This window comes from Planktothrix sp. PLAVEN19ND (assembly GCF_057220675.1).
The window spans coordinates 1,827,125-1,850,320 of sequence record NZ_CM170132.1 but is presented as its reverse complement, the minus strand read 5'-3'; the positions used below and the strand labels follow the sequence as shown (position 1 = coordinate 1,850,320).

General features: G+C 39.4%; 22 protein-coding genes. 11 read left to right on the top strand and 11 right to left on the bottom strand.

The genetic code is table 11. The annotated features are described in order from the left end of the window. Positions 1-14 precede the first annotated feature (14 nt). Genes AC2D3N_RS07895 through AC2D3N_RS07885 form a run of 3 tightly spaced genes read left to right on the top strand, consistent with a single transcriptional unit; the run spans position 15 to position 2,765 of the window. Positions 15-1,124, top strand: a complete 1,110-nt coding sequence (locus AC2D3N_RS07895) for an FAD-dependent oxidoreductase (RefSeq protein ID WP_484693285.1) — start codon at positions 15-17, stop codon at positions 1,122-1,124. A 7-nt stretch (positions 1,125-1,131) separates the two neighbouring features. After that, a complete protein-coding gene (locus AC2D3N_RS07890) occupies positions 1,132-1,917 on the top strand; it encodes an NAD-dependent epimerase/dehydratase family protein (protein ID WP_484693284.1) in 786 nt (261 codons plus the stop codon). After that, positions 1,917-2,765, top strand: a complete 849-nt coding sequence (locus AC2D3N_RS07885; protein ID WP_484693283.1) for a sugar phosphate isomerase/epimerase family protein — start codon at positions 1,917-1,919, stop codon at positions 2,763-2,765. The genes AC2D3N_RS07890 and AC2D3N_RS07885 overlap by 1 nt, the downstream gene beginning before the upstream one ends. Here the strand turns inward: AC2D3N_RS07885 and AC2D3N_RS07880 are convergent. Then, entirely contained in the window at positions 2,743-2,910 is a 168-nt protein-coding gene (locus tag AC2D3N_RS07880) for a hypothetical protein (protein ID WP_484693282.1), read from the bottom strand. The genes AC2D3N_RS07885 and AC2D3N_RS07880 overlap by 23 nt on opposite strands. A gap of 401 nt (positions 2,911-3,311) precedes the next feature. Here AC2D3N_RS07880 and AC2D3N_RS07875 point away from each other — a divergent pair, with 401 nt between their 5' ends. Then, on the top strand, positions 3,312-4,865 hold the full coding sequence (locus tag AC2D3N_RS07875) for an FkbM family methyltransferase (RefSeq protein ID WP_484693281.1): 1,554 nt from the start codon (positions 3,312-3,314) through the stop codon (positions 4,863-4,865). 94 nt (positions 4,866-4,959) lie between these two features. On the opposite strand, the gene AC2D3N_RS07870 is transcribed toward AC2D3N_RS07875, so the two are convergent. From AC2D3N_RS07870 to AC2D3N_RS07850, 5 genes are all read right to left on the bottom strand, one after another. Further along, a complete protein-coding gene (locus AC2D3N_RS07870) occupies positions 4,960-5,424 on the bottom strand; it encodes a DUF29 domain-containing protein (protein ID WP_484693280.1) in 465 nt (154 codons plus the stop codon). Positions 5,425-5,443: 19 nt separating this feature from the next. Further along, positions 5,444-6,031 (bottom strand): Uma2 family endonuclease, encoded by a 588-nt coding sequence (locus tag AC2D3N_RS07865; protein ID WP_484693279.1) that lies wholly within the window; start codon positions 6,029-6,031, stop codon positions 5,444-5,446. A 112-nt stretch (positions 6,032-6,143) separates the two neighbouring features. Continuing rightward, entirely contained in the window at positions 6,144-11,249 is a 5,106-nt protein-coding gene (locus tag AC2D3N_RS07860) for an nSTAND1 domain-containing NTPase (RefSeq protein WP_484693278.1), read from the bottom strand. Continuing rightward, a complete protein-coding gene (locus AC2D3N_RS07855) occupies positions 11,212-11,340 on the bottom strand; it encodes a hypothetical protein (protein WP_484693277.1) in 129 nt (42 codons plus the stop codon). The genes AC2D3N_RS07860 and AC2D3N_RS07855 overlap by 38 nt, the downstream gene beginning before the upstream one ends. A 2-nt stretch (positions 11,341-11,342) precedes the next feature. After that, entirely contained in the window at positions 11,343-11,597 is a 255-nt protein-coding gene (locus AC2D3N_RS07850; protein ID WP_079676936.1) for a hypothetical protein, read from the bottom strand. A 486-nt stretch (positions 11,598-12,083) separates the two neighbouring features. On the opposite strand from AC2D3N_RS07850, the gene AC2D3N_RS07845 reads away from it, so the two are divergent. Both AC2D3N_RS07845 and AC2D3N_RS07840 read left to right on the top strand, forming a co-directional pair. Then, entirely contained in the window at positions 12,084-13,970 is a 1,887-nt protein-coding gene (locus AC2D3N_RS07845; RefSeq protein WP_484693276.1) for an ArsA family ATPase, read from the top strand. Positions 13,971-14,100: 130 nt separating this feature from the next. Next, positions 14,101-14,613 carry a hypothetical protein gene (locus tag AC2D3N_RS07840; protein WP_484693275.1) on the top strand — a complete coding sequence of 171 codons (513 nt, stop codon included), beginning with the start codon at positions 14,101-14,103 and terminating at the stop codon, positions 14,611-14,613. Positions 14,614-14,626: 13 nt separating this feature from the next. Here the strand turns inward: AC2D3N_RS07840 and AC2D3N_RS07835 are convergent, their stop codons facing one another. From AC2D3N_RS07835 to AC2D3N_RS07825, 3 genes are all read right to left on the bottom strand, one after another. Then, positions 14,627-15,661, bottom strand: a complete 1,035-nt coding sequence (locus AC2D3N_RS07835; RefSeq protein ID WP_484693274.1) for a phosphotransferase — start codon at positions 15,659-15,661, stop codon at positions 14,627-14,629. 417 nt (positions 15,662-16,078) lie between these two features. Further along, complete coding sequence (locus AC2D3N_RS07830) at positions 16,079-17,227, bottom strand: ABC transporter ATP-binding protein (RefSeq protein WP_484693273.1); 1,149 nt, start codon at positions 17,225-17,227, stop codon at positions 16,079-16,081. Between the two features lie 34 nt (positions 17,228-17,261). Then, the gene (locus tag AC2D3N_RS07825) at positions 17,262-17,834 is read right to left on the bottom strand and encodes an HD domain-containing protein (protein ID WP_484693272.1); all 573 of its coding nucleotides are present in this window, start codon (positions 17,832-17,834) and stop codon (positions 17,262-17,264) included. Between the two features lie 111 nt (positions 17,835-17,945). Between AC2D3N_RS07825 and thyX the strand changes: the two genes are divergently transcribed. From thyX to rph, 5 genes are all read left to right on the top strand, one after another. Next, positions 17,946-18,668, top strand: a complete 723-nt coding sequence (thyX, locus tag AC2D3N_RS07820) for an FAD-dependent thymidylate synthase (protein WP_484693271.1) — start codon at positions 17,946-17,948, stop codon at positions 18,666-18,668. A gap of 188 nt (positions 18,669-18,856) precedes the next feature. Next, positions 18,857-19,303: a dUTP diphosphatase gene (dut, locus tag AC2D3N_RS07815; protein ID WP_484693270.1), complete on the top strand. Its 447-nt coding sequence runs from the start codon at positions 18,857-18,859 to the stop codon at positions 19,301-19,303. 19 nt (positions 19,304-19,322) lie between these two features. Further along, entirely contained in the window at positions 19,323-19,889 is a 567-nt protein-coding gene (locus AC2D3N_RS07810) for a deoxycytidylate deaminase (protein WP_484693269.1), read from the top strand. Positions 19,890-19,940: 51 nt separating this feature from the next. Further along, positions 19,941-20,489 carry an adenylate kinase family protein gene (locus tag AC2D3N_RS07805; RefSeq protein ID WP_079676945.1) on the top strand — a complete coding sequence of 183 codons (549 nt, stop codon included), beginning with the start codon at positions 19,941-19,943 and terminating at the stop codon, positions 20,487-20,489. Between the two features lie 49 nt (positions 20,490-20,538). Further along, positions 20,539-21,285 carry a ribonuclease PH gene (gene rph, locus AC2D3N_RS07800; RefSeq protein ID WP_484693742.1) on the top strand — a complete coding sequence of 249 codons (747 nt, stop codon included), beginning with the start codon at positions 20,539-20,541 and terminating at the stop codon, positions 21,283-21,285. Between the two features lie 41 nt (positions 21,286-21,326). Here the strand turns inward: rph and fcmC are convergent, their stop codons facing one another. Then, positions 21,327-21,905, bottom strand: a complete 579-nt coding sequence (gene fcmC, locus AC2D3N_RS07795; protein ID WP_144017644.1) for a filament morphology membrane protein FcmC — start codon at positions 21,903-21,905, stop codon at positions 21,327-21,329. Positions 21,906-22,086: 181 nt separating this feature from the next. Next, the gene (gene fcmB, locus AC2D3N_RS07790; protein WP_079676948.1) at positions 22,087-23,196 is read right to left on the bottom strand and encodes a filament morphology actin-like protein FcmB; all 1,110 of its coding nucleotides are present in this window, start codon (positions 23,194-23,196) and stop codon (positions 22,087-22,089) included.

Genomic DNA, 23,196 nt, shown 5'->3' with positions numbered 1-23,196 from the left:
GGAGTTAAAAATTAATGACGTATTCCCTTGCTATTATTGGTGCTGGTTGGTATGGCTGTCATATTGCGTCATCCCTTAGTGCCATCGGTATGGATGTCACAGTATTTGAAAAGAATGCTAGACCGTTATATGAAGCCTCCGGTAATAATCAATTTAGGTTACATTTAGGTTTTCATTATCCTCGCCATTACAACACCCGAATGCAATCCCGTGATGGCTATATGCGTTTTAGGGAACGCTATCCCCACTTGAGTGCCTCTGTTGTTAATAACATTTATGCTGTTCCTAAGCAAAATTCCTTAATTGATTTTTTAACTTATCGTTTGATCATGACCGCCTCTGGAATTGATTTTTCTGAACCCAATGAACTTAGCATTAAGTTAAATAACATTGAAGGTCTTATTCAATGTGAGGAACAAGTTCTTCTCACTGAAAAAGCAAGGATATATTTTCAACAACGTTTGGGATCAAAGCTAATTTTGAACCAAAAAGTCGAAAATATTGACGAAAAAGAAAATTGTGTCTATGTAAATGGTGAGCGTTTTGATTATGTTATTGATGCCACTTGGGGGCATTTTAAAAAGCCACCTATTGAACTATTTTACGAACCCACAATTCTGTTGTACTATGAATTAAAAGACAATCGAGAAGTTTTCCCAGCCTTAACATTCGTTGACGGCCCATTGTGTTCTATATATCCCACTGAAGATCCCACTTTATATACTTTATCTAGTGTACCCTATACACCAATAAAACAATGCTCTTCGGCAGTTGAGGCACAAAATGTAAAAAATTCCATCGATCAAGATTTTGTATTATCAAAAGTTCAAAGTATGGAGTCACAGATTTCTCAGTATGTTCCTGATTTTAAAGATAGATTTAGATTTATGGCTCCCCAATTGTCTATTAAAACCAAGCCAGTAGGTAGCTGTGATGATCGTTCTTGTTATGTTTTCAAAGAAGGCAGGTTTTTTTATGTAATGTCAGGAAAAATAGATACAGTGTTTTTTGCAACTGAACGGATTTTGTCAATGCTAGATGTTTCAATGGACTCAAAACTTCCTGACGTAATACCCAGTCGTTTGCGTCAAGATTTCTATTCTTACAACAATAAAGAAGGCTAAGGGAAAAATGCTGAATAATTATCAAACGGCACTTATCGGACATACAGGCTTTGTTGGCTCAAACCTGTTGCGTGATCTCCAATTTGATGAATTATATAATTCACAAAATATTGCAGAAATAACTGGAAAAAGTTTTCAGAAAATCGTTTGTGCAGGTGTTAGTGCGGTCAAATGGTGGGCTAATCAACATCCAGAGGAAGATAAAGCACAAATAGACCGACTTCTGAATAGTCTAAAGACTGTAAAACAAGTCGATAATTTTATTCTCATTTCAACAGTGGATGTTTATGGTGAGGTGAATGCTGCTACAGAAGATGATCCTCCTAATCCAGACACTCTGAATTTTTATGGTCGTCATCGCTTGTATGTGGAAGAATTTGTTAAACAAAATTTTCCTAAATACCACATCATTAGATTACCAGCTTTATTTGGTTCTGGACTCAAAAAAAACGTAATCTATGATTTACTCAATTCTCATAGACTGGATGTTATTAATCCTCAATCATCTTTTCAATGGTATCCCTTAGCACGATTAGCTAGAGATATAGAAATTATTGAAACAGCTAATGTGTCTTTGATCAATTTAGCGGCAGAACCAGTAAAAACAGAAGTCATTATAAATCGTTACTTTCCATCGGTTCAAATTGGCATTAACGCAAGTACAGAAGTGCATTACGATATGCACACCAAGTATGCCTACTTATTTGGTCAAAATTCTCATTACGTTATTCAAAAAGATGATATTTTATTGGAATTAGATTGTTTTTTGGAAAAGACAAGGAGCATGGGTTGATGAAATTAGCTATATCTAATCTAGCTTGGGACATTAATGAGCAAGAAAAAATTTTGTCTCTTCTTCCTTCTTTGGGAGTATCTGGTATTGAAGTTGCTCCCACTAAGATAGCTAACTGGGAAAACATCAAGCCTTCTCTGCTTGTGGATTTTCGTAAGAAACTTAATGATAAAGGGCTATGTATTAGTTCACTGCAAGCTATTCTTTTTGGTAAGCCTGACGCTCAGTTATTAGGCGATACTAATAGTTTTGGCATTATGTGTGACCACATTGATTTTCTTGCAGATATTGCTGCTGAATTAGGAGCTAAAGTCGCAGTTTTTGGAGCACCAAAAAATCGTCAACGTAGTAATCTTGACAGCGATATTGCCTTTAATCTCGCCCAAGAAAGATTTAAGCAACTTGGCGAAATTTGCCAGGGACGTATGAAAATAGGAATTGAGCCTGTACCTAGATTTTATGGCTCGGATTTTATTTTAACTGCCGAAGAAGATTTAGCTTTAGTTCAAGCCATAAATCATCCATCTGTAGGTTTACATTTAGATACAGGCTGTGTATTCCTTGGCGACGGTAATATTGATCTAGCCATTCGTGAAGGTATTTCACATTTGATACATTTTCATGTCGCTGAACCTGAGCTTTCCAATTTTTCCTCGCCAAAAGCGGCTCATGTTTTAGCAGCAAAGACTTTAAATGAGGTTGGATATAACCAATGGATCGCCATAGAAATGAAAGCAAGTGCAAGTGAAAATTCAGTTCAAAATGTTGTTCAAGCGGTCGAATTTGTTAGAAAAACATATAATTCTAGCTTGAACAACATTTCCATTAATGCTGGTCAAGGCTCTTAGCTATTTTGATTGGGTAATATTCTGATTTTTGTCCTGTACCTGTAATCTTTGTTTGAAGGTCTCTTATATTATCTTTCTCAGCAGATTCTGCCCAATCTGCGTATCCATCCCAAATGTTTTGCCCATAACCTCTATTTTTAATCATTGTCTTTCAGTCCTTCATAATCTTAACAATCAGTCCCATCCTACAATTGTACTTTAATTATTCCCAAAAGAGTTTGTATAATCGATCAATGTTCACCGATGCTCTAGGCTGTGGTTATGAGGATTTGGGACGAGAGATGGTTTACCCGAAAAAGGGGGACTTTCAGGGTCTTTAGATTCGGTTTCACGGAATAAAACGTTCGGTTATCCGTACTTGACAAATATTATTTTATGTTTATTAATCGGTGCGTGTGCTGCGCTTACGCACCCTACGATTCAACCGCAGGGTAATTAAAAGGCGATTGAAATCTTCAACCCGCGTCGGCGGGTTTTGTTTGTGTAGATGCGGTTTCAACCGCCTTTGTTTAAAGCTTTGTTTCTATTTCGGAATAGAGTATTTAGATGAACAGCTTACCACCTGATACAATAGACAATCAAGTCAATAGACCTCAAGCAACCCTCTCCATGAAACTGAACTTTCCCGACCTCTGCCAACACCACAACATCACCCCACGCGGCATTATCTTAATTGGTGCTTACGATGGCAAAACCCTCAAACGCCTCAACCTCCCCAATACGGTTAAAACCCTACTTATTGACGCTAACCCCAGCGCCGTCGGACGACTACAAGCTAATTTTGCCGATAGTCCCAATATCCAAGTGGTTCAGGCTGCTATTGCCAACCATAACAACACCGTTACCCTACACCTAACTTCCCTGGAGTCTAGCAGTTCTATCTTGCCCTGGAAACAGTACGGCGAAATTTACCCCAATATTAAAGAAATTCAACAACTCACCCTTTCCTCGCGGACTCTGGATACTCTCCTGGAAGAATTGAACCTTTCTCCTAGTGACTTTAATATTCTGATTCTCGATATTCAGGGCGCTGAACTTTTAGCCTTAGAAGGTGCTACCCAACTCCTGAATAACCTGGATGCTATTTACACCAATGTTCATTATCAAGAACTATTTGAAGGTGGCGCATTAGCGAAAGAAGTTAATCAGTTTCTCACCGACTATCAATTTGACCGTGTGGCAGAGGAAACTCCCTACCATCCCGCTTGGGGAGAAGCATTTTATGTGCGTCAAACTGTTAGGACTGAGGATGGAGTTCATCCGGTTAAACCCCTATCCCCGATTTCTCAACAACTTCTGGAAACCAAACAGGAGTTGGAAATTTTACAGTCCCAATACCAAGAGGTTTTGTTAACGTTAGAACAAGCTCAAGTCCAACTGGATGAAGGTACAGAAATTTTAGTTAAGTTAGAATCTCAACGGGATCAAATATTAGCAGAATTAGAACAATCTCAAACGGAATTAGAACAATCTCAAGTTAAACTGCACGCAAATACAGAAAATTTAACTGAGTTAGAATCTCAACGGGATCAAATATTAGCAGAATTAGAACAAACCCAAACGGAATTAGAACAATCTCAAGTTAAACTGCACGCAAATACAGAAAATTTAACTGAGTTAGAATCTCAACGGGATCAAATATTAGCAGAATTAGAACAAACCCAAACGGAATTAGAACAATCTCAAGTTAAACTGCACGCAAATACAGAAAATTTAACTGAGTTAGAATCTCAACGGGATCAAATATTAGCAGAATTAGAACAAACCCAAACAGAATTAGAACAATCTCAAACCAACCTTAAACAAACCCAGAAAGAATTTGATCAGTCCCGTTCAGAACTGCATGAAGTTCGAGAAGAATTAGAATTAACTCAATTTCAACTCGATGAAGTGCAGGTCGAGTTAGAACAATATGTTTCCCAATTTCATCAACAAAAAGAAGAAATCACCAAACTGCAAACCGAACTACAACAAACTAAAACTCAATTAACTCAAGTTCAATACCAACCGGAAATCACTGTTAGTAAAAAATCTAAATCTGATAATGCAGCAATAGTTAAATTATTAGCAAAAGTTTTAGCAGAAACTATTGAAGATTAGGGAGGATATATTGTGACAGCAACCGCCAAAGAGTTTGGTTTATGCCAAATTCTAAATGTGAAACTTAATTTTCAAGGCACTCCCCTCCCTGTGTTCAATATTCCCAGTCTTGGCTAGTATCGCAGATAAAACCATCTGCGATAACTTCCTCAAAATTGTATGGACATTGTTCTGGAAAAGTTCTTAATGGCAAGTTTGTTTCTCGTAGTGCCAAATCAACTCCGGCTTCAAAGCCATCTTCTAAAGCATCAATTATGCGAGACTTTAAGCTAGGATTACGATAAAAATGGCGACTAATGGCACGGCGTTGTTCTCTGATGGTCAGAAACCAACTGCGAGAACGGTTTTCTGGCTGATATTGCCACTTGAGGAGATGCCCTAACAAGACACTAAGACGACTGACTAATTCTCGGTATTCCTGTCTCCCCAAGGCTTGTACCTCATCTTCTAAGTTTTGCCAATCTAATTCTGATACTTGTCTGTTGGCTAGTACCTGTACTTGCCACTGTGTCCAGCCATAAAAATCTTGTTCGTATTGTGAAACTGTTTCGGAATTCATGGTAATGACTATAAATTATTTAGAATATAGATGTTAAATCTAAGACAAACCCTGGAAGAATATTTTCTCCTGATAAGGTGGTGGGATTTTCGAGAATTTCTACTTCTTGATCAGAACGATAAATTTCAACTCGTCGGTTTTTCGGATCAATTAACCAGCCTAATTTTGCCCCATTTTCCCGATATTCCCTCATTTTATTTTGTAATGGTTTTAAAGCATCACTCGCTGACCGTAATTCCACCACAAAATCAGGACATAAAGGCACAAATTTTTCCCGTTGTTTGGGGGTTAAGGTATCCCAGCGATCGCGTTTAATCCAAGACGCATCAGGAGAACGATCCGCACCATTGGGAAGTTTAAACCCACCGGAAGAATCAAAAGCTTTACCTAAATTATTTTGACGACTCCAATCTTGCAATTGATAGGATAATTCCATATTGCGGTTGCTGGTTTCTCCCCCCGTTGGTGACATAATTACTAAAACTCCTGATGCGGTGCGTTCAAATTTCAAATCTCGATTGTTTTCACATAACTCAAAAAACTGATCTTCGGTTAAATCAATCGTTAATTGTAGAGGAGTCGATAAGTTAATTGTGGCAAATTCCATACCCTTTCCCCATCTAATTTTTTATATTTAAAACCCTAGCTTCTGTAGGGCTTGCCAATCACTTTTGAACTAACTCTTTGATTTCTATTTTACCTTTGGCTGATCTGACAGTCTATAAGGCAGGTTTTTGGACTGATCTATGAATCGGATTAGATCTCGAAGAACCTGCTTCTATAGGATAATCACATAAATTCCGGTCGTGTCCCTGTAATTGGGTTGGGTTGGTGGTGAGATAGTCCCGAAGCCAGTTACAACTTTGTCGCATCTGAGTTTTTAAGTCTAAATTCCCTAAACTCCAGAGAATCGTGGTTCCATTATCCTTGCCAATGGCGAGAATTCCGGTATTTCCCGGACTAAAACTAATACTATTCACAAAATCATTCTGTGGTAAAACAATTAACGGTTGAATCTGATCACAAGCCGATGTGTTCCAAAGACCGTCATTAATTTGCCATAGCCTGACTTTTTTATCATCACTGGCCGTTGCTAAAATCGCTCGGTGGGAATCATAACTTAAACTTTGTACCTGAGCATTATGTCCCAGAGGACAAGAGGCGAGGGGTTTTTTCCCTGGAAGCTTCCAAAGCCTGACCACATCATTTTCAGCGACGGCAATTTGTTGAGAATTGCCCAAAAAAGCCAAGGTCGCCACAGGATTTTTCGCGGGTAATTTTAAGGTCGGTTGCCATTGTTTACCTTTTTTTGTCCAAAGGGTAATACCGTTACTGGGAAGCTTGATGGGACTGTCAAAAAAACTTGCAGATGTGGCTAAGGTATTACCATCGGGACTAAAACGGACATCCCAAACGGCATCTTGATGAAGCAAAGTAGCGATCAATTTTCCTTGTTTGTTCCAAAGTTTAACGGTTTTATCTTCACTGGCACTGGCTAAAGTTTGACCGTCAGGGCTAAATGTCACAGCCTTAATTGCTTGAGTATGACCGGAAAGTGCTTGCAACAACTGACCTTTTTTTGTCCAGAGTCGCACCATTTTATCCTCACTGGCGGTGGCAATTTCTTGACCATTCGGACTGAAACTCACCCAGTTGACTTTACTGGGATGGGGCAAAATTGAAGCAGGCTGGGAAGCATATTGCAGAGGTTTGGTGGCGACCCATAACTTCACGGTTTTATCTTCACTCGCACTGGCTAAACTTTGACCATCGGGGCTAAAGCTCACACTCAACACCCCTTCTGTATGACCCTGTAAGGTCGTATTTAAGGGATCTCGACTCCGATCCCAGATGCGGGCGGTCGTATCGGCACTGACGGATACTAGGGTTTGACCATCGGGACTAAATTCAACACCCCAAATACTATCTTGATGTCCGATAAAGGTTTTGAGTAATACCCCGTTTAAGTTCCAGAGTTTTACGGTGCGATCGCGACTACCACTGAGTAAAAAATTACCATCGGGACTAAAATTGACCGTTAAAATATCATCGTTATGACCCTTAATCGGGGTGTTAATTTCCTGACCTGTTTCCGTATCCCAAAGTTTGAGGGTGCGATCGCTACTGGCGGAAACAATTTGTTTACCATCAGGACTAAAATCAAGATCATAAACGGGTTGATTATGGGCTTTAATTGTGCGAATTAATTGACCATCAATCGACCAAATTTTAATTTCTCCATCCTTACTACAACTGGCAATTGTTTTACCATTGGGACTTAATTCTGCATCAAAAATCCGATCCGTATGACCTTTGAATTCACGAATTAATGTTCCGTCTAAAGCCCATAACTTAATCGTTTTATCATTACTGGAAGTGAGTATTTTCTTGCCATCGGGACTAAAACTAATACTATTAATCACGGCTAGATGTCTCATGGGACGCTGGGGAAGGGGAGTTCCCGTTGTTGTCCATAATAAGACTTGATTTTGACCTGTGTTATTGACTCTTGCTGTAGCGGTGGCAATGATGTTTCCGTCGGGACTATAACGAACCCTGGTAATCGGACTTTTATGGGGAAATTGGGAAGGTTCAGTTAATAACTTACCCTGAATGCTCCAAATTTTGAGCGTCCGATCAAGACTAGCCGTGGCAATCTGCTGACCATCGGGACTAAAACTAACGCCTAAAATGCTTCCCGTATGCCCTTCTAATCGATTTTTTTCTTGAATCCCAGAAATGATCTGCATTAATCCATGGGAAATCTCTGTTTTTGTTTCCTCTGGAGCTTTGGTTTTTAAGGTATTTTGACCAATCTGTACGGTGTTTTTTAATAATCCTAATTGATCTTGTTGATCCGCTGACAAAAGGGCATTTTTAGCAGAAGTTAAGGCTTGAACTCTAGCTTTAACTTCATTCTGACCATTCAGATAAAAGGTGGCAGCAAAACTAATTACAACCGCCCCTACAATCAATCCCATTAATCGTTCTAAACGACGATTTTTTGCTTCGGCTTGGTGGCGTTTTTCCTGTTCCTCTGAAAGTTTTTTGCCTATTTCTTTTTCTTGAATCAGTTGGGCTTTTTCCTGTTGCAGTTTTGTGATGACTTCTTCTTGTTCGTTTCTATTTTGTCGGCGGATAAATCCTGCCAAATAATCATGTACTAATTGATAAAATTCTCCAGTAGCTCCAATATCTCGATAGACTAATCCAGACTTTTCTAAAATATAAAGGATAATATCTAACGGGCCTAGAACCTGCTCTCGATGTAGTTTTTGTTTTAACTCCTCGGCTAATTCCAGGCGTGTTTTTAAAGGGCGGGTATCATTTTCATCGGTTAACGCATATAAAACCACCCGCGCCGTGGCGTCGTTTTCTGGGCCACAATCCCCTATAACTTCTTCTAAAAACCGTTCGACTAACTTTTGTTTCGGGCCTTGTTTTTGATAGCTTTCTAACGTGGCAATATTTTCTGCTTGTAATTGAGTCCCGACCACTTGTAATTCAATAGGACGAACTTCTCCCGCTTCTCCTGCCAAATCTTTAACCAAGGCTTGAATTAAGGCATCTTCTAAATAAAAATGGGCGCGATCAGTTAAACTCTTGATGACGTTATGGGCTTCTTTTTTGCTAAAATTTCCTAAATAAAATATAATATCTTTACTTAAAATATCATTATTAATGGCTTCTAAATCAACCTGGCGGGTTCCTTCTAGTAAATAGTGTAAGTAATCTTCTCGCAAGGAAATAATTATTTTCACAAATGGTAAATTTAAGGCATCTTGTAAAAACTCAAAAAATAGCCTTTGTAATCTTAGAGACTGAACAAAAAATAATTCTTCAAATTGATCAAAAATTAAAACCGTCAATAAATTTTGTCTGGCATTTTCCTTGAGTTGTGCAATCACCCTTACTAAAATCTCTGTATAATCTTGATTTTCCGGTTCTTCGGTGTGTTTCAAATACAAGTCACTCTCTAACACCAAGGGTACGGGAACAGCCGAATTTTCTAACCCTCTGTTCAGCAGTTTTTGTTCTAACTCAATGATAAAACAATTATAGGTTTTAATCACAATGGGAAAGCTAATCCGCGCATCAATAATTTTTTGCTGCAAGGCGGGAACTAATCCGGCTCCTAAAATTGAGCTTTTTCCTACCCCAGATTGACCATAAATCACCGTTAATTTATGATGACTACTCGCCATCCTTTGTAACAGATGTTTAATGGCTTCTTCCCGTCCTGAAGCGGTAATTTCATCGGTAAAATTGGCGGTGATTTCACTCGGATCTAAAGTAGAAGTCAGAGCTTGTTTCCGAGGTTGTAATCGTCCGGCTCCCACAAAGGCATTATACCCATAGGCACTTGATTGATTGCGATATTCTTCCTTGATTTTAAAGGCTTCTTGATAATCTTTCAATTCAAAATAAAGGCGGTTTAACATCTGCAAAATTTGCAGATACAACCAAATTAAATTAACGGTTAAAAGGGTCTTCTTAATCGTCTCTGCCGCCTGTTCTAATTTTTGAATTGCTTCCTTTTTTAACCCCTGCTTTTCTAACGCCTGGGCTAACACATAGAGGAAAAAACTTTCTAATTGATCAATCCAGGGATTATCGGGATTTTCCTTTGCTACTAAAATCAGAGTTTCTAAGGCTACATTAGCTAATTCTTTAGCATTTTGCCAGTCGTGATCCTGTAGAGCTACATTCGCCAAAAATCCATAATCCTGGGCTAGTGGAATCAAAAAATTATTCCCGAGTTCCTGATGTAATTTGCGACCTTTTAAAGCTAATTCTCGCAGACTTTTCCAATCTTTTAAATGGATAAAAACTTCTCCAATTTTATTGAGAAACTTAGCAACTAAATCCTGACGTTGGGCGACTTCAAACCTTTCTATGGCTTGTCCAAAGGCAACACCCGCTTGTCTCCATTCCCGTTCACCATTCGAGCCACGGTGTTGTTCGGCTAAATAACACCAACATAAACCAATATGAAATAATATTAATCCTTCCCATAATAGAGGATTAGAACAATCTTTAAAACCCGTTGAAATTCCATTGACACCGACGATTTCTGGGTCTGGTGGTGATTGTTGTTGCCAAAATCTTAAAGCTTGTTGATATTGTTGTAACGCCAGAGTAACCTGTTGATTTACATAAAAATAGCGACCATAAACCCATTTTAACTTGGCTTCCAAAACGGGATCGATGGGAATTTCTCGACTTTTTAAATCTTGATAAGCCGCTTGCAGTTCGGTTCCTGATTCCGAGCCTAAAATATTAGTTGTGGGTAAAAATCGTTCTGAACCTGCTTCTAAAACCGTTGTAAAAACCGATGAAACTTTTTCCTCTAAAAATTCAATTAATTCATCAGAACTGAGTAAAAACTCATAGGTTGTTGCCCAACTGGTAAAATCGGGAGCATTACGATTGAGTTTTTTCCATAATTTATCATTAATCCATAGGACTAAAGGAAAGGGAAAATTACGAAAGGCTTCCCTAACTAAATTAGCCGAATGCAAGAGTTCATCGATCGCAACAACAGATTCTAAACCATAAACTATTAAAACTGAGGGATAATTGGGCTCTAGTTCGGCCTTAATTGAACCATATAGGGTTTGACTCCCAGGAGCTAACTTAAGTTCTGTGAAGGTCAGGGAACATTCCTGTTTGAGTTCGGCGACCATTTTTTCCCGCAAACTTTCATAATTGCATCGCAACAGCAAGAGCGAAAAACTGCCCTGCATTTTCGTTATTGCTCTGACTAAGGTATGAATCTGCTGATGATTATGGCTGATTGTATTGTTTACGGGGTAAAGTGCCATTTTTATGAATCTCCTTGACGGGGTGATCATCCGACGGTTGATCTTGAAATCGGCTGTTTAACCTTAACTCCCCATCATAACTCAAAGCCATACCTATTCCGGTGTGACTTGTTCGGTTCTATAGCATAAACCATTGTCGATACATTCAGAAGTGCGTCTTTGTTCTGGGTGAGTCAATATGGATTTATGATTGGGGGTATACTTTATTGACCCAGGACTCAAGGGTTCAACTCTCAAATGACTAGAACTTACCCCTTGTGGGTTGGCAAAACCGGGGGTAGCATTGAGTACGCCCGCTAAGGATAATGCCAGGATCAAAGTATATTTTTTTCTCGGGTTGGTCAACATAGTATTTAGCTCCTAATTGATTTCTAAGTTAGTGATTGATGGCTTGATCTAGGGAAAGGCGGGGTACTGAGTTCTGACTTCATATTTAGACTCATCCATTGATTTAGTCTGTTCCCTGGGGTTGAAACTTGCTGGTGACTCTTTAATTATCTAAAATCTACGACGACTTCATGCTTGATTGGTGTGACAGTTTAATTCTCAGTTGATTTCAAAGGGTTTGAGATTAAGATGGTTGGGGGAGTCTCAAGTGTCTAGTCTGTTTGATCAACGGTTCAACCTGTTGTTATGGGAGATCGGGGGCTGGACTTTCTGCAAAGGCTATAACACTTTGGCAACTGACACAAGGGCTGAAGATTTCAAATCAACTGATCTATTCTATTCCAAGGGTTTCCAGGCTTAAATCTGTTTAGGTCGATGGGTTTGGGGCTTTAGGTGGAGGGCTACAATATAAATATAGCAAACTCCGGTTAATTTATCACAAATTTGATGTTTAATTCTAATACTCTTAGTCTAGCTTTATTGAGTGGAAAAGGGGGTGTGGGAAAGACCACCCTTTCCTGTGGGTTTGCCCTCAATTGGGCGAAACAATTTCCTAAGGAACAAATTTTACTGATTTCCACTGATCCCGCCCATTCTTTAGGGGATGTCTTACAAATTCCGGTGACTGATCAAGCTGAAGTTATTAAAAATTTCCCTAATTTAAAAGTTAGAGCTATAGAATCAGAAACCTTATTAACAAAGTTTAAAACTCGTTATGGTGCGGTTTTAGAATTGTTAGTAGAACGGGGCAGTTTTGTCGAAGGGGAAGACTTAACTCCGGTTTGGGATTTAGACTGGCCGGGAATCGATGAATTGATGGGATTATTAGAAATTCAACGGTTATTTCATGACCAAGTTGTGGATCGAGTTGTGGTGGATATGGCTCCCAGTGGTCATGCGTTAAACCTTTTAGAATTAATGGATTTTTTAGATAATTTATTGGCTTCTTTAACCTTATTTCAAGAAAAACACCGCACCATTAGTCAATCTTTTACTGGCCGTTATCAATCGGATCAAGCGGATGTTTTTTTAGAAGAAATGCAGGAAGAACTGGCTTCTGGAAGATCTCGACTTCAAAATCAAGAAAAAACCGCTTGTTTTGTGGTAGCTATTCCTGAACCCATGAGTTGGTTAGAAACCCAACGTTTTTTAGAGGCTCTCCAAGGTTTAAAGATTCCGGTTGGGGGGTTATTCATTAATCATCTTGTTTCTCAAAGTCAAAATTTAGATCGGTATCAGGAACAGCAGAAACTTCTCAAACAATTTCAGGATATTTCAGACCATCATCCTATTTTTACTATTCCTGAACTTTCGACAGAACCCTTGGGAACCATAGCCTTAGAAACCCTATTTTCCCAACTCCAACCTTTAATAATATCAGAAGATTTAGAGGAGCAAATTTTTATTCCTTCTCAACCCTTAGAATTTTCTACCCCCCTAGCCAAATTGAGTGATTTTATCGAGGAAAATAGACGGTTAATTATTGTTGGTGGGAAAGGAGGTGTGGGTAAAACAACTGTTGCCGCTGCTATAGGTTGGGAAATGGCTGAACGATATTCTGATAAAAAAATTCAGATGGTTTCTATTGACCCAGCCCATTCTTTAGGAGATGCTTTTGGGTTAAAATTAAGCCATGAACCCATGGCAATTACGCCCAATTTATTCGGTCAAGAAATAGATGCTGATCAGGTTTTAAATCAGTTCCGGGAAGACTATCTTTGGGAACTCGCAGAAATGATGAGTGGGGAGAAAGATGATCCCAATGCTATGTTAAAACTAGCTTATGGCCCGGAGGCGTGGCGACGAATTGTGTCTCAATCTTTACCTGGAATTGATGAAATGTTATCCCTAGTAGAAGTGATGGATTTATTGGAAAGTCATGAACTGGATTTAATTATTTTAGATACGGCTCCTACGGGTCATTTATTACGGTTTTTAGAAATGCCAACGGCGATGAGTGAATGGTTAGCGTGGATTTTTAAACTGTGGATTAAATATCAGAATGTTTTAGGAAGAACTGAATTTATGGGACGTTTAAGAAATTTACGTCAACGGGTTGTTAAAGCTCAGAAAAAATTGCAAGATCCTAATTATACTGAATTTATTGGCGTGATTCAAGGACAAATTGCGATTGTAGCAGAAGCAAAAAGGTTAACGGAATCTTTAATAGAAAAGGGCATTAGTCAACGCTATATCGTTCAGAATCGCTGGGAACTAGGACAGGAATTAGTAACGGATCAATTTCCCGATCAAACCTTAATTATTTTGCCTAATCTTTCCCGTTCCGTTGAACCGATTGTTAGAATTAAAGAAGCAGCTAAAATTATATTTTAAGTAGGGGCGAATGGCCATTCGCCCCTACTTGATTTAGCTGTTGTGCATTTAAAGTGTTTATTCTAGGGGAAGCTGGCACTACAAGATTAAATTATTAACAGATTAAGTAAAAATAATGGGAGTCAATTCCATGCAAAACTATCTAAAAATTATTCTGAGTTTTCTTGTTATTGCAAGTGGAATAACAGGTTTAATTCCTAGTTATAATCATCTCCACATTCCCTTTAAAATTTCGGCGGGTCGGGCTAATTCCTTGCCTGAAAAAGAACTGGGTTTAGGACAATTTCGTGTAGGAGATTCAGCGTCAAGATTAGATATTTTAGGAACACCGCTTCAAATTCGCAAATATCCTCCGGGTAACTATAAAACCTATCGCCAACTGGTTTATCCTAATTTAATTGTGGGAGTGGGAGACGAAACAATTGCGGTTTTAACGACAACTGATCGCGATTTAGCAACCCCTGATCAGGTTCGTGTCGGAGATTCTCTCAAGCGAATATTAGAGGTTTATGGAGAAAAAGAACCTTATATTGATGGAGAAAACCAATTTCTAGGATATTCATTTTCTGGAGGAAGATATCTCACCTTTAAATTAAACAGCGATCGCATTGTTGAAATAAGTTGTGGATTTCTCCCCGACTAATGGTAAACTAATTTTATTGCCAATCGGGAGAATGTAAGCGTTTCAACTGTTCTAAATGTCGAGTAAAATAGCAGGAATCTAAACGGCTATAATTAAACTGCTCCGCGTTAATAATACTAATCGCCCAAGCCCAAATATGAGCCGTTTCAGTTAACCCTTGAAGCAGACTTTTTTCTATTTCTATTAGGGGGTTAACTTTTTCGTAACCGAGTATAAAAGACTCGCGGATTTTTTTACTGAGTCCTGACTGTAATGATACTTGTAAAAACTTAGCAATATCAAAAGATCGCCACCCATATCCACATTGATCAAAGTCAAATAGGGTAATTTGATCATCGGTGGTGAAATGAGCATTTCCACTATGGGGATCACCCCAACAAATCCCCCATAATGGAGGAATTTTAGGTAAATTTTCCAGTTGAGCTTCGAGTTGAAAGACAACTTCTACTAAATAGTTTAAATCCTTGGATCTGTTTTTTAAATAGGGTGCGATCACCACTAAGGAACTCTCTAATAAATAATCTAAGGTTAAAGGTTGACGTTGAACAGGGGGTTTGAAATTCAAAGAAACTTGATGAATTTTAGCAACGGTTTCACCTAACTTTAAACTTTGGCTAACATTCAAATCTCCGATCGCAATTTGACCCGGAGCATTGACAAATAACACCGCATATCGTTTTCCTTCAGGAGCATTAATTTCCAGAAATAATTGTCCGTCTTTTCTTCTAATGGGATAAGCAACGGGGAGTTGATGTCGATGCAAAAAATCCAGCAATTCCACCTCAAAATTAATTTCATCCTGACAGCGCCAATGTTGATGGGAAATTCTCAAAAAATAGCGCGTAGTTTGAGTTTTTACCGAATAAACATCACTTAATCCTCGATGCCAAAATTTGCATTTTTCAATCGGATCAATGGGATAGTGATTTAAAATTTGAGTGATTAATGCTCTGATGTCTAAGGTTGAGTAACTAATTGGAAAAATATCGGATTGACTTCTAACTCCAGACTCATTCTGCTGAAGATTAGGTTGGTTTAAAAGCATCATATTGATTTTAGGGTGATGGGGAATTTTCCTGATTTGTAGGATAGAGGATGAGGATGAGGATTAAACAACCCAATGGTTAACGATTCCGCTTTCCCCACCAGACAACCTACGGATTGGATAGATTTAGAGATTTGTTATTCAGTATGATTCAAAATCAGGAAAATAAAATATTTTTTATTCAGAGTTTAAAAATTTTCACTAATTTAATAAAAGTCAATATTAGTTAAACTTTCTTTACTCATTTCTGGTTTTAAATTGCCAGAATTGTGCATCACGTTCCAGTATTTTTTTAATGTAAAGATCTATATTTATAAGGTAATCAAAAAAACATAATTTGTCAAGAATTTCAGTTCATTAGGATACAAAATTAAAGGTTTTGTGGCGCGTGCAGTTTCCCTGACGCACTCCACAAATAGTTTAGGGGTAGAGAGTCTGACCTGTGGTGGAATCAAAAATTAAGATCTGGTTAAAATCCAGTTTGACCGTGAGGTGATCGCCCGGACGAATTCGATGGTGAATGGGGACTTGAAATTGAATAGAATATTGATCGGTTTGGGGGATATGGGCACGAACTAAGATTTCTCGTCCCAGGGGTTCGATCACACTGATTTCTACCTCCAGGGGTGATTTTTCAAATGCCCAAACATCTTGCTGTAGATCATCAACAAATTGATCGGATCTGGGAATAAGTCCTGAAGGACTTACTAATTGAATGTGTTCAGGACGAATTCCTAAATCGAATTGCTGACCGTCTTGGGGTTGTAATTTTTCTCGAATTGCAGGAGGACAAGTTAAGGATTGATTCCCTACCCAAAATAAACTATTTCCATAGGTAATGGGTAAAATATTCATTGGTGGATTGCCTAAAAAGGTGGCGACCATGCGATTTTTGGGGCGAGAATAAACCGTTTGTGGATCACCAATTTGTTGAATTTTTCCTTGATGGAGAATGACTATTTTATCGGCTAAAGTCATCGCCTCGACTTGATCATGGGTAACATAAATTGTGGTAATTTTTAAGCGCTGATGCAGTTGTTTGAGTTCTGCTCGGGTGTCATCTCGCAGTTGAGCATCTAAATTAGAGAGAGGTTCATCTAATAGAAATACTTTGGGTTCCCGGGCGATCGCCCGTCCTAATGCCACCCGTTGTTGTTGTCCTCCAGAAAGTTGTTTGGGTTTGCGATTTAATAAATGTTCAATGGATAAAGATCGGGCGACCTGTAAAATTATTTCTTGGGTTTTGACCGGATCAACTCCCCGCATTTTTAAACCAAAGGCTAAATTTTCAGCCACGCTAAGATGGGGATACAGGGCATAATTTTGAAAGACCATTGCCACATCCCGTTTACGGGCTGGAATTTCATTAACTAACAAATTATCAATATAAACATTGCCACTGGTTACGGTTTCTAACCCGGCAATGGTTCTTAAAACCGTTGATTTTCCACAACCGGACGGCCCGACCAATACCCAGAATTCCCCGTCGGGAATTTCTAAATTAATATTTTCAATTGCGATCGCGGTCTGATAGCGTCGGGTGATATTTTCTAAACGAACGGTTGCCATTAGTAATCCATTAAAATAGAATAATTTTTTAGGGTTAATGATTCTGTTCAACTAACTGTTCTAGTTCAGAAACAACCCGATCTAATTCTTCAACTAAAGGAGTTGAATCGACTTTACGAAAGGCATGGACTAAAGATCGATAGTACCATAGAGTTCCTGCTTTTTTGCCCGTAAATCTTTCCCATAAATCCTCCCCAATTTGACGATAATCTTTGACAATTGATTGAGCATTATAGAGTTTATCCGCCGCCGAAACTAAGCGCACCGATGGCGAAGCGTGAATAATATGGTCAATATAGGCTTGTTTTCGTTCTCTCCAAGGAGGTTTGGGAGTCCTATCGGTATCCGTACAACCCTGAACAATTGTGGCGACGGTTTCCCCAAATCGCCGTTGAATTTCGGCTCGAATGGTAGCACCGCCCTGATCTTCGATGGCATCATGTAAGAGGGCTGCGATCGCTTCTTCCTCATTAGCCCCGTATTCTAAGGCAATACTGGCTACTCCCAACAGATGGGCAATATAGGGAACCTCCGAACCCTTACGAATTTGGTTGGCGTGGAGTTCGGTGGCGTAAACTAAGGCGGCGGTAAATTTGTCGGAAAGCATAATTGCGAATTCTGTTGTTCATCCTAAAATATATCAAATTGATCCATTTAATGCTTTAATGTTAAAGGCTTAAAATATTAAAACTTTTAATTGAGTTGGTTGTAGTCAAAAATGGATCGATTTCGTGTAGAAGTGATTGCTAAAACTCCTTGTCCTCAGCAAGTTATTTATGCGGCAATGCACCAAGATTATACAGATATTTTTGTGGCAGAGGAACGGGACTCTTGGCCGTCAGAAGAAAAATGTGGGGAAGTCATTGTTAAGCGTCTCTTGGCAGGAGAAAGGGGACATTACGGCCCCCTAGAACACTGTCAAATTGTCTTGGGTTGTGGTTATTTTCCCCATAGTGTTATGCAGCAAGCTAGAACTCACAGAATAGGAATTAGTTTTGATTGTCAATCGTACCGCTATACTTCAGGAAAAGTATTAGCAGTAGCCGAAGGAAAAAGGGATATTGAGGATGCGTTTTATTTAAGACCTGTAGGAAATTATAGCGATCGCCAAGGCAAAAAATATTACTATTCTCCTGAACAACGTCAACAGGATTTAAACTGGTGTTTAGAAGCCGCAAAACGCTATAAAATTGATATTGATAATGGAATGTCCGAAGAACACGCCCGGGGAAAAGTTCCCTTTGATTATCGTCAACATTTTGTAGTCAGTTTTACTTTAAGAGCCCTATTACATTTTCTGGATTTACGCTTTAAAAAAGATGCCCAGTTAGAAATTCAAAAACTCTGCGATTTAATTTGGCCCCATACTCAAGAATGGGTTCCAGAAATTGCTAAATGGTACGAACAAACTCGACTCGGAAAAGCTCGACTTGCCCCTTAAATCAGTCATCAGTCATCAGTTGTAGGGGCGGGTTCATCAAGATTTAAGTGATTAACAAAGATCTAAAAAAACCCGCCCGTACCAGTTTATTACCCATTCCCGATCGCGGATTTAAGCGGATTACGCAGATTAAAATCCGTGAAATCCGTGAAATCCTCTTAAATCCGTGATCCCTGTTCCCTTTAAATATGAAATTAAACATTTTAAAACTGAATGAAGCCGCAATTTTACCTCAATATGCCCATATTGGAGATGCGGGATTGGATTTATTTGCGATCGCTAATACCACTATTGATCCGGGAGCAAGTCAATTAATTCCCACCGGAATTGCCATTGAATTACCCCTAGGAACAGAAGCCCAAATTCGACCCAGAAGTGGTTTAGCCTTAAAACATCAAATCACCGTTTTAAATAGCCCCGGAACCATTGATGCCGGATATCGGGGAGAAATCGGCGTGATTTTGATTAATCATGGCAAGACATCCTTTAATATTACAAAAGGTATGAAAATTGCTCAAATGGTGATCGCCCCCGTTTTGCGGGTTGAAATTGAAGAAGTTCAACAGTTAAGTGATACAAAAAGAAGCGATAATGGATTTGGGTCTACGGGATTAATCTCCAACAAACCTTACTAATTCTTACGGTTTTATTAGCATGGCAGACTTACCAGAAAACTATCAACCCCCCCTGCGACCAACCTGGGATGAGTATTTTATGATGATGGCTAAACTGGTAGCAACGCGCTCCACCTGTTTAGTGTTTCCCGTGGGTGCAGTGATTGTTAAAGACCGACAAATGCTGGCTACGGGTTATAATGGTTCCCCTTCCGGTTCCATTCACTGTACTACCCAGGGCTATTGTTATCCAGGGTTAAGCACCTGTGATGCGAGTTCGGTGTTACCGTCCCGCGCGGTTCACGCAGAAGCCAATGCGATCGCCCAAGCGGCAAAACATGGAATTTGTTGTAACGGGGGAAGTATTTATGTTACCTTGGAACCTTGTATTTCCTGTTTAAAATTAATTATTTCTACAGGAATTAAGGAAGTCTTTTATGAGACGGTTTTTAATTCTGGAGACAAGGCGATGGTACGAGATTTATATATTAATGATGGCTTAGTTACCTTAAAACAAATCCATCTTTGTGAAGCAATTACTCAAAAAGGGGCTTCATTTTTATTAAATCCAACATCGATTTTTGGAATGGTTAAGGGGGGAAACTAAATCAAGAATTTAAACAATGGTCAAACTTGAACATCGGAGGAGCTAAATATTGTGAGACTGGTGATTCTAGGTGGCCCAGGAGCGGGAAAGGGAACTCAAGCCAAATTGTTGTGTAGTGATTTGGGTATTCCTTGCTTAGATATGGGTCAGATTCTCAGACAAAGGATCATTTCTGATACAGAGTTAGGCCAACAAGCTAAACCCTATGTGGAAAAAGGCGAGTTAGTCCCAGATGAAATAATGATTCAATTTGTCCGTCAACAATTGCTTGATCCAAATGTGGGGCAAGGTTGGCTTTTAGACGGTTATCCCCGTACCGCATTTCAGGCGGAAGAATTGGATTTTTTATTAGAAGATTTAGAACAAAAGTTAAATTGGGCGATTTATTTTAATGTTCCAGAAATGGTGTTAAAAAGGCGTTCTTTAGCGCGCTCAAGGGCTGATGACCAACTGGGAATTATTGAACGTCGCATTGAACTATTTTATCAACGCACTGTGCCAATTTTAGAATATTATGAACTCACCAATCGTCTTTTAGATATTAATGGGGAGCAATCTCCAGAACAAATTTATCAAGAGATTTGTCAACGTCTCAAGTAAGAATAGATAGATAAAGCCCTGAAGGGCTTACTACAATTACCTTTAATTAATTATGTGGAAACGTCCTGACAATAGACAACCTAATCAACTTCGTCCTGTAAGTTTTGAGCGAAATTTTACTCGCTTTTCCCCTGGTTCTGTGTTAGCAAAAAGTGGAGATACAAAAGTCTTATGTACCGTTAGTATTGAGCCAGGAGTGCCTAAATTTTTACAGAATACAGGACAGGGATGGCTAACCGCAGAATATCGAATGTTACCTGGGGCTACACCCCAACGTCAACCCAGAGAATCTTTCAAATTATCAGGACGCACCCAAGAAATTCAGCGATTAATTGGGCGGAGTTTAAGGGCTGCATTAGATTTAAAATCATTAGGAGAATTTACAATTACCGTTGATGCCGATGTGATTCAAGCCGATGCTGGAACCCGAACCACGGCGATTACCGGGGGGTTTGTGGCGCTAGTTGATGCCTTAAATTCCTTAGTGGAAAAAGAGCAACTCCAACAATTACCCATCTGTCATCAAATTGCAGCCATTTCTGTAGGATTATTAGCAGGAGAACCCTATTTAGATTTGAATTATCCCGAAGATGTAGCCGCCGATATTGATTTTAATTTAGTGATGACCGAAGAATTAGAAATTATTGAAATCCAAGGAACCGCAGAATCCGGTAGTTTTAGCCGGGAAAAACTCAATAAAATTTTAGATTTTGCCGAACTAGGAATTAAAGAGTTATTAGAGGCTCAACGTCAAATATTAGGAGAGTTTATCCTCCTAAAAAGTGAGGAATCATAAATAACAAACGGTGCATTCCCTATTCCCTGTTCCCTGTTCTCCTAAAAATCATCCAATAAAGAACCTAAACGTTTAAGTAAAGGATCAGCTTCTGCCATCGCTTCTGGAGAGGGAGAGACGGTTTCTGGTTCCGGTTCGGGTTGGGGAGGTTTTGACTCCATGATGATTACAGGTTGAGATTTAACTGTTTCTAAACCCGTAGCAAGTTGAGCTAATTTTTGGTTAATTGATGTTTGTAATTGACTCACTTGTTCGGTTAACTGATGGAATTGAGTCTCTAATTTTTCTGTCTTAGTTCCATCGTCAACTATGACTTTTTTTTCTAAATCTGTTAGTTTATTGTGAATTTCAGATAACCGTTCTTCAAGGGGCTGTAAATTCGGTAAAACAGGTAAAACTTGAGGAGGATTCAGGTTAGGAATCTCAGGCGGTGGGGGTGGGGGCGTAGGTTCAGATTTAGATAATAATAGAAATTGCCACAGAGCTTGTTTACAAAGATTGCTAAAGGTTTGATACTTTGCCTGGGATAATTCCTTTTCAATAGCATCTAATAATGTCTGATCTGCGGCATCTTCCGTGAATGTTACCGACTGAGTTTGTTTGCGATTTGCCCACAGCATAATATAAGTCCAGACCTACTGTTATCCCATTATTGAGTTTGGAGCCTGGAAAATTTTGATCCAAACAATATTAACCAGATTCACCCTTTGTTAGTGTATCAGAATCGGGATACCCCAGAGCCAAAATTAAACCCGCCCTTGCCCAGTGGAACTGAGTTCAGGACGGGTTTAATTCACAAAATTAACGTCGGGTTAACTGAGCTTCACCATAGACATACTGTCCTAAAGCATTAGCTTTACGCGAAGGTTGCACTAAATGGGCTCTTAGACCTGCGTTTTTGAGCAGAGGTTGTAGATCTTCCCAGAAAAATTCGCCACCGCCCCCGGTCACGACCACATCCGTTACCCGTTCAGGTAACCATTTAACAACGCGATCGGATAAATCCCGGGCAAAATTTTTCCGTAATTCCGGCACAATATCATCTAAGTTAAAAGGTTTAACGGCTCCCCGAGGACGATATAACCGTTCTCCGGCGGGTTTATGAACCGCTTCAAGTAAGTACAGAGACTGACTATCGGCGCCTTCAATTTTACTCGCCACTTCTTCATAGAATTTACCCATAGCAAAGTTATCACTTTGGGAAACCCCTCTGGCAAAACGGAAGCGATCAACCGTTAAGAAATCGGTGGTTTGATGACCAACATCCACAATCGCCACAGAGAGATCAGCAAAATTGGGAACTTCTTTGCCGCCCTGAGCTTCCAGCCAAATCAAACTACCATAGCCCTCGGGCATGATCCGAACCGTAGTCACATTGACGGCGATCTTTTCGCCCCGATAGAGCATCTCGTGGCCACCACTGAGTAAACGGGTGATGTGTTCCTTCTCTTGCTCAAATTGTGATTGAGAATAGAAAGGCAGTCCTAGAACCACATCAATTTCGCCTTGTAGTTTGAAGTAGCCGATACAAGCAAAAAGTTTAATTAAAGCATCATCAACCTTGGAAGGAGAATCAGAACCATCTTTAAACAAACTGGCTCCAAAGTCAGCCGCCAGTTGACCCACGGCATAACCTGTTCCTTGATATTCCACCCAAATATCCAGAAGGGGATCGGTATTTTTCGACTCAAAGCCACCGCCTCTAGCGGTATCAACTGTCAGTGCTTTGATATTGGAGGGAATGAAAACGACTTCATTTGGGTTCCGACTGGTGGAAGCCTTTGTCGATGTCCGTCCTAAATCAATACTTAAAATCGTTTTTTTGCCTGCTGTCGGCGTTTGCCGACTCAGCATGGAAGCCGCTGCGGCTGCTGCGGCTGGTTGTCCGGGCTGTTTGTTACCACCTTGCAT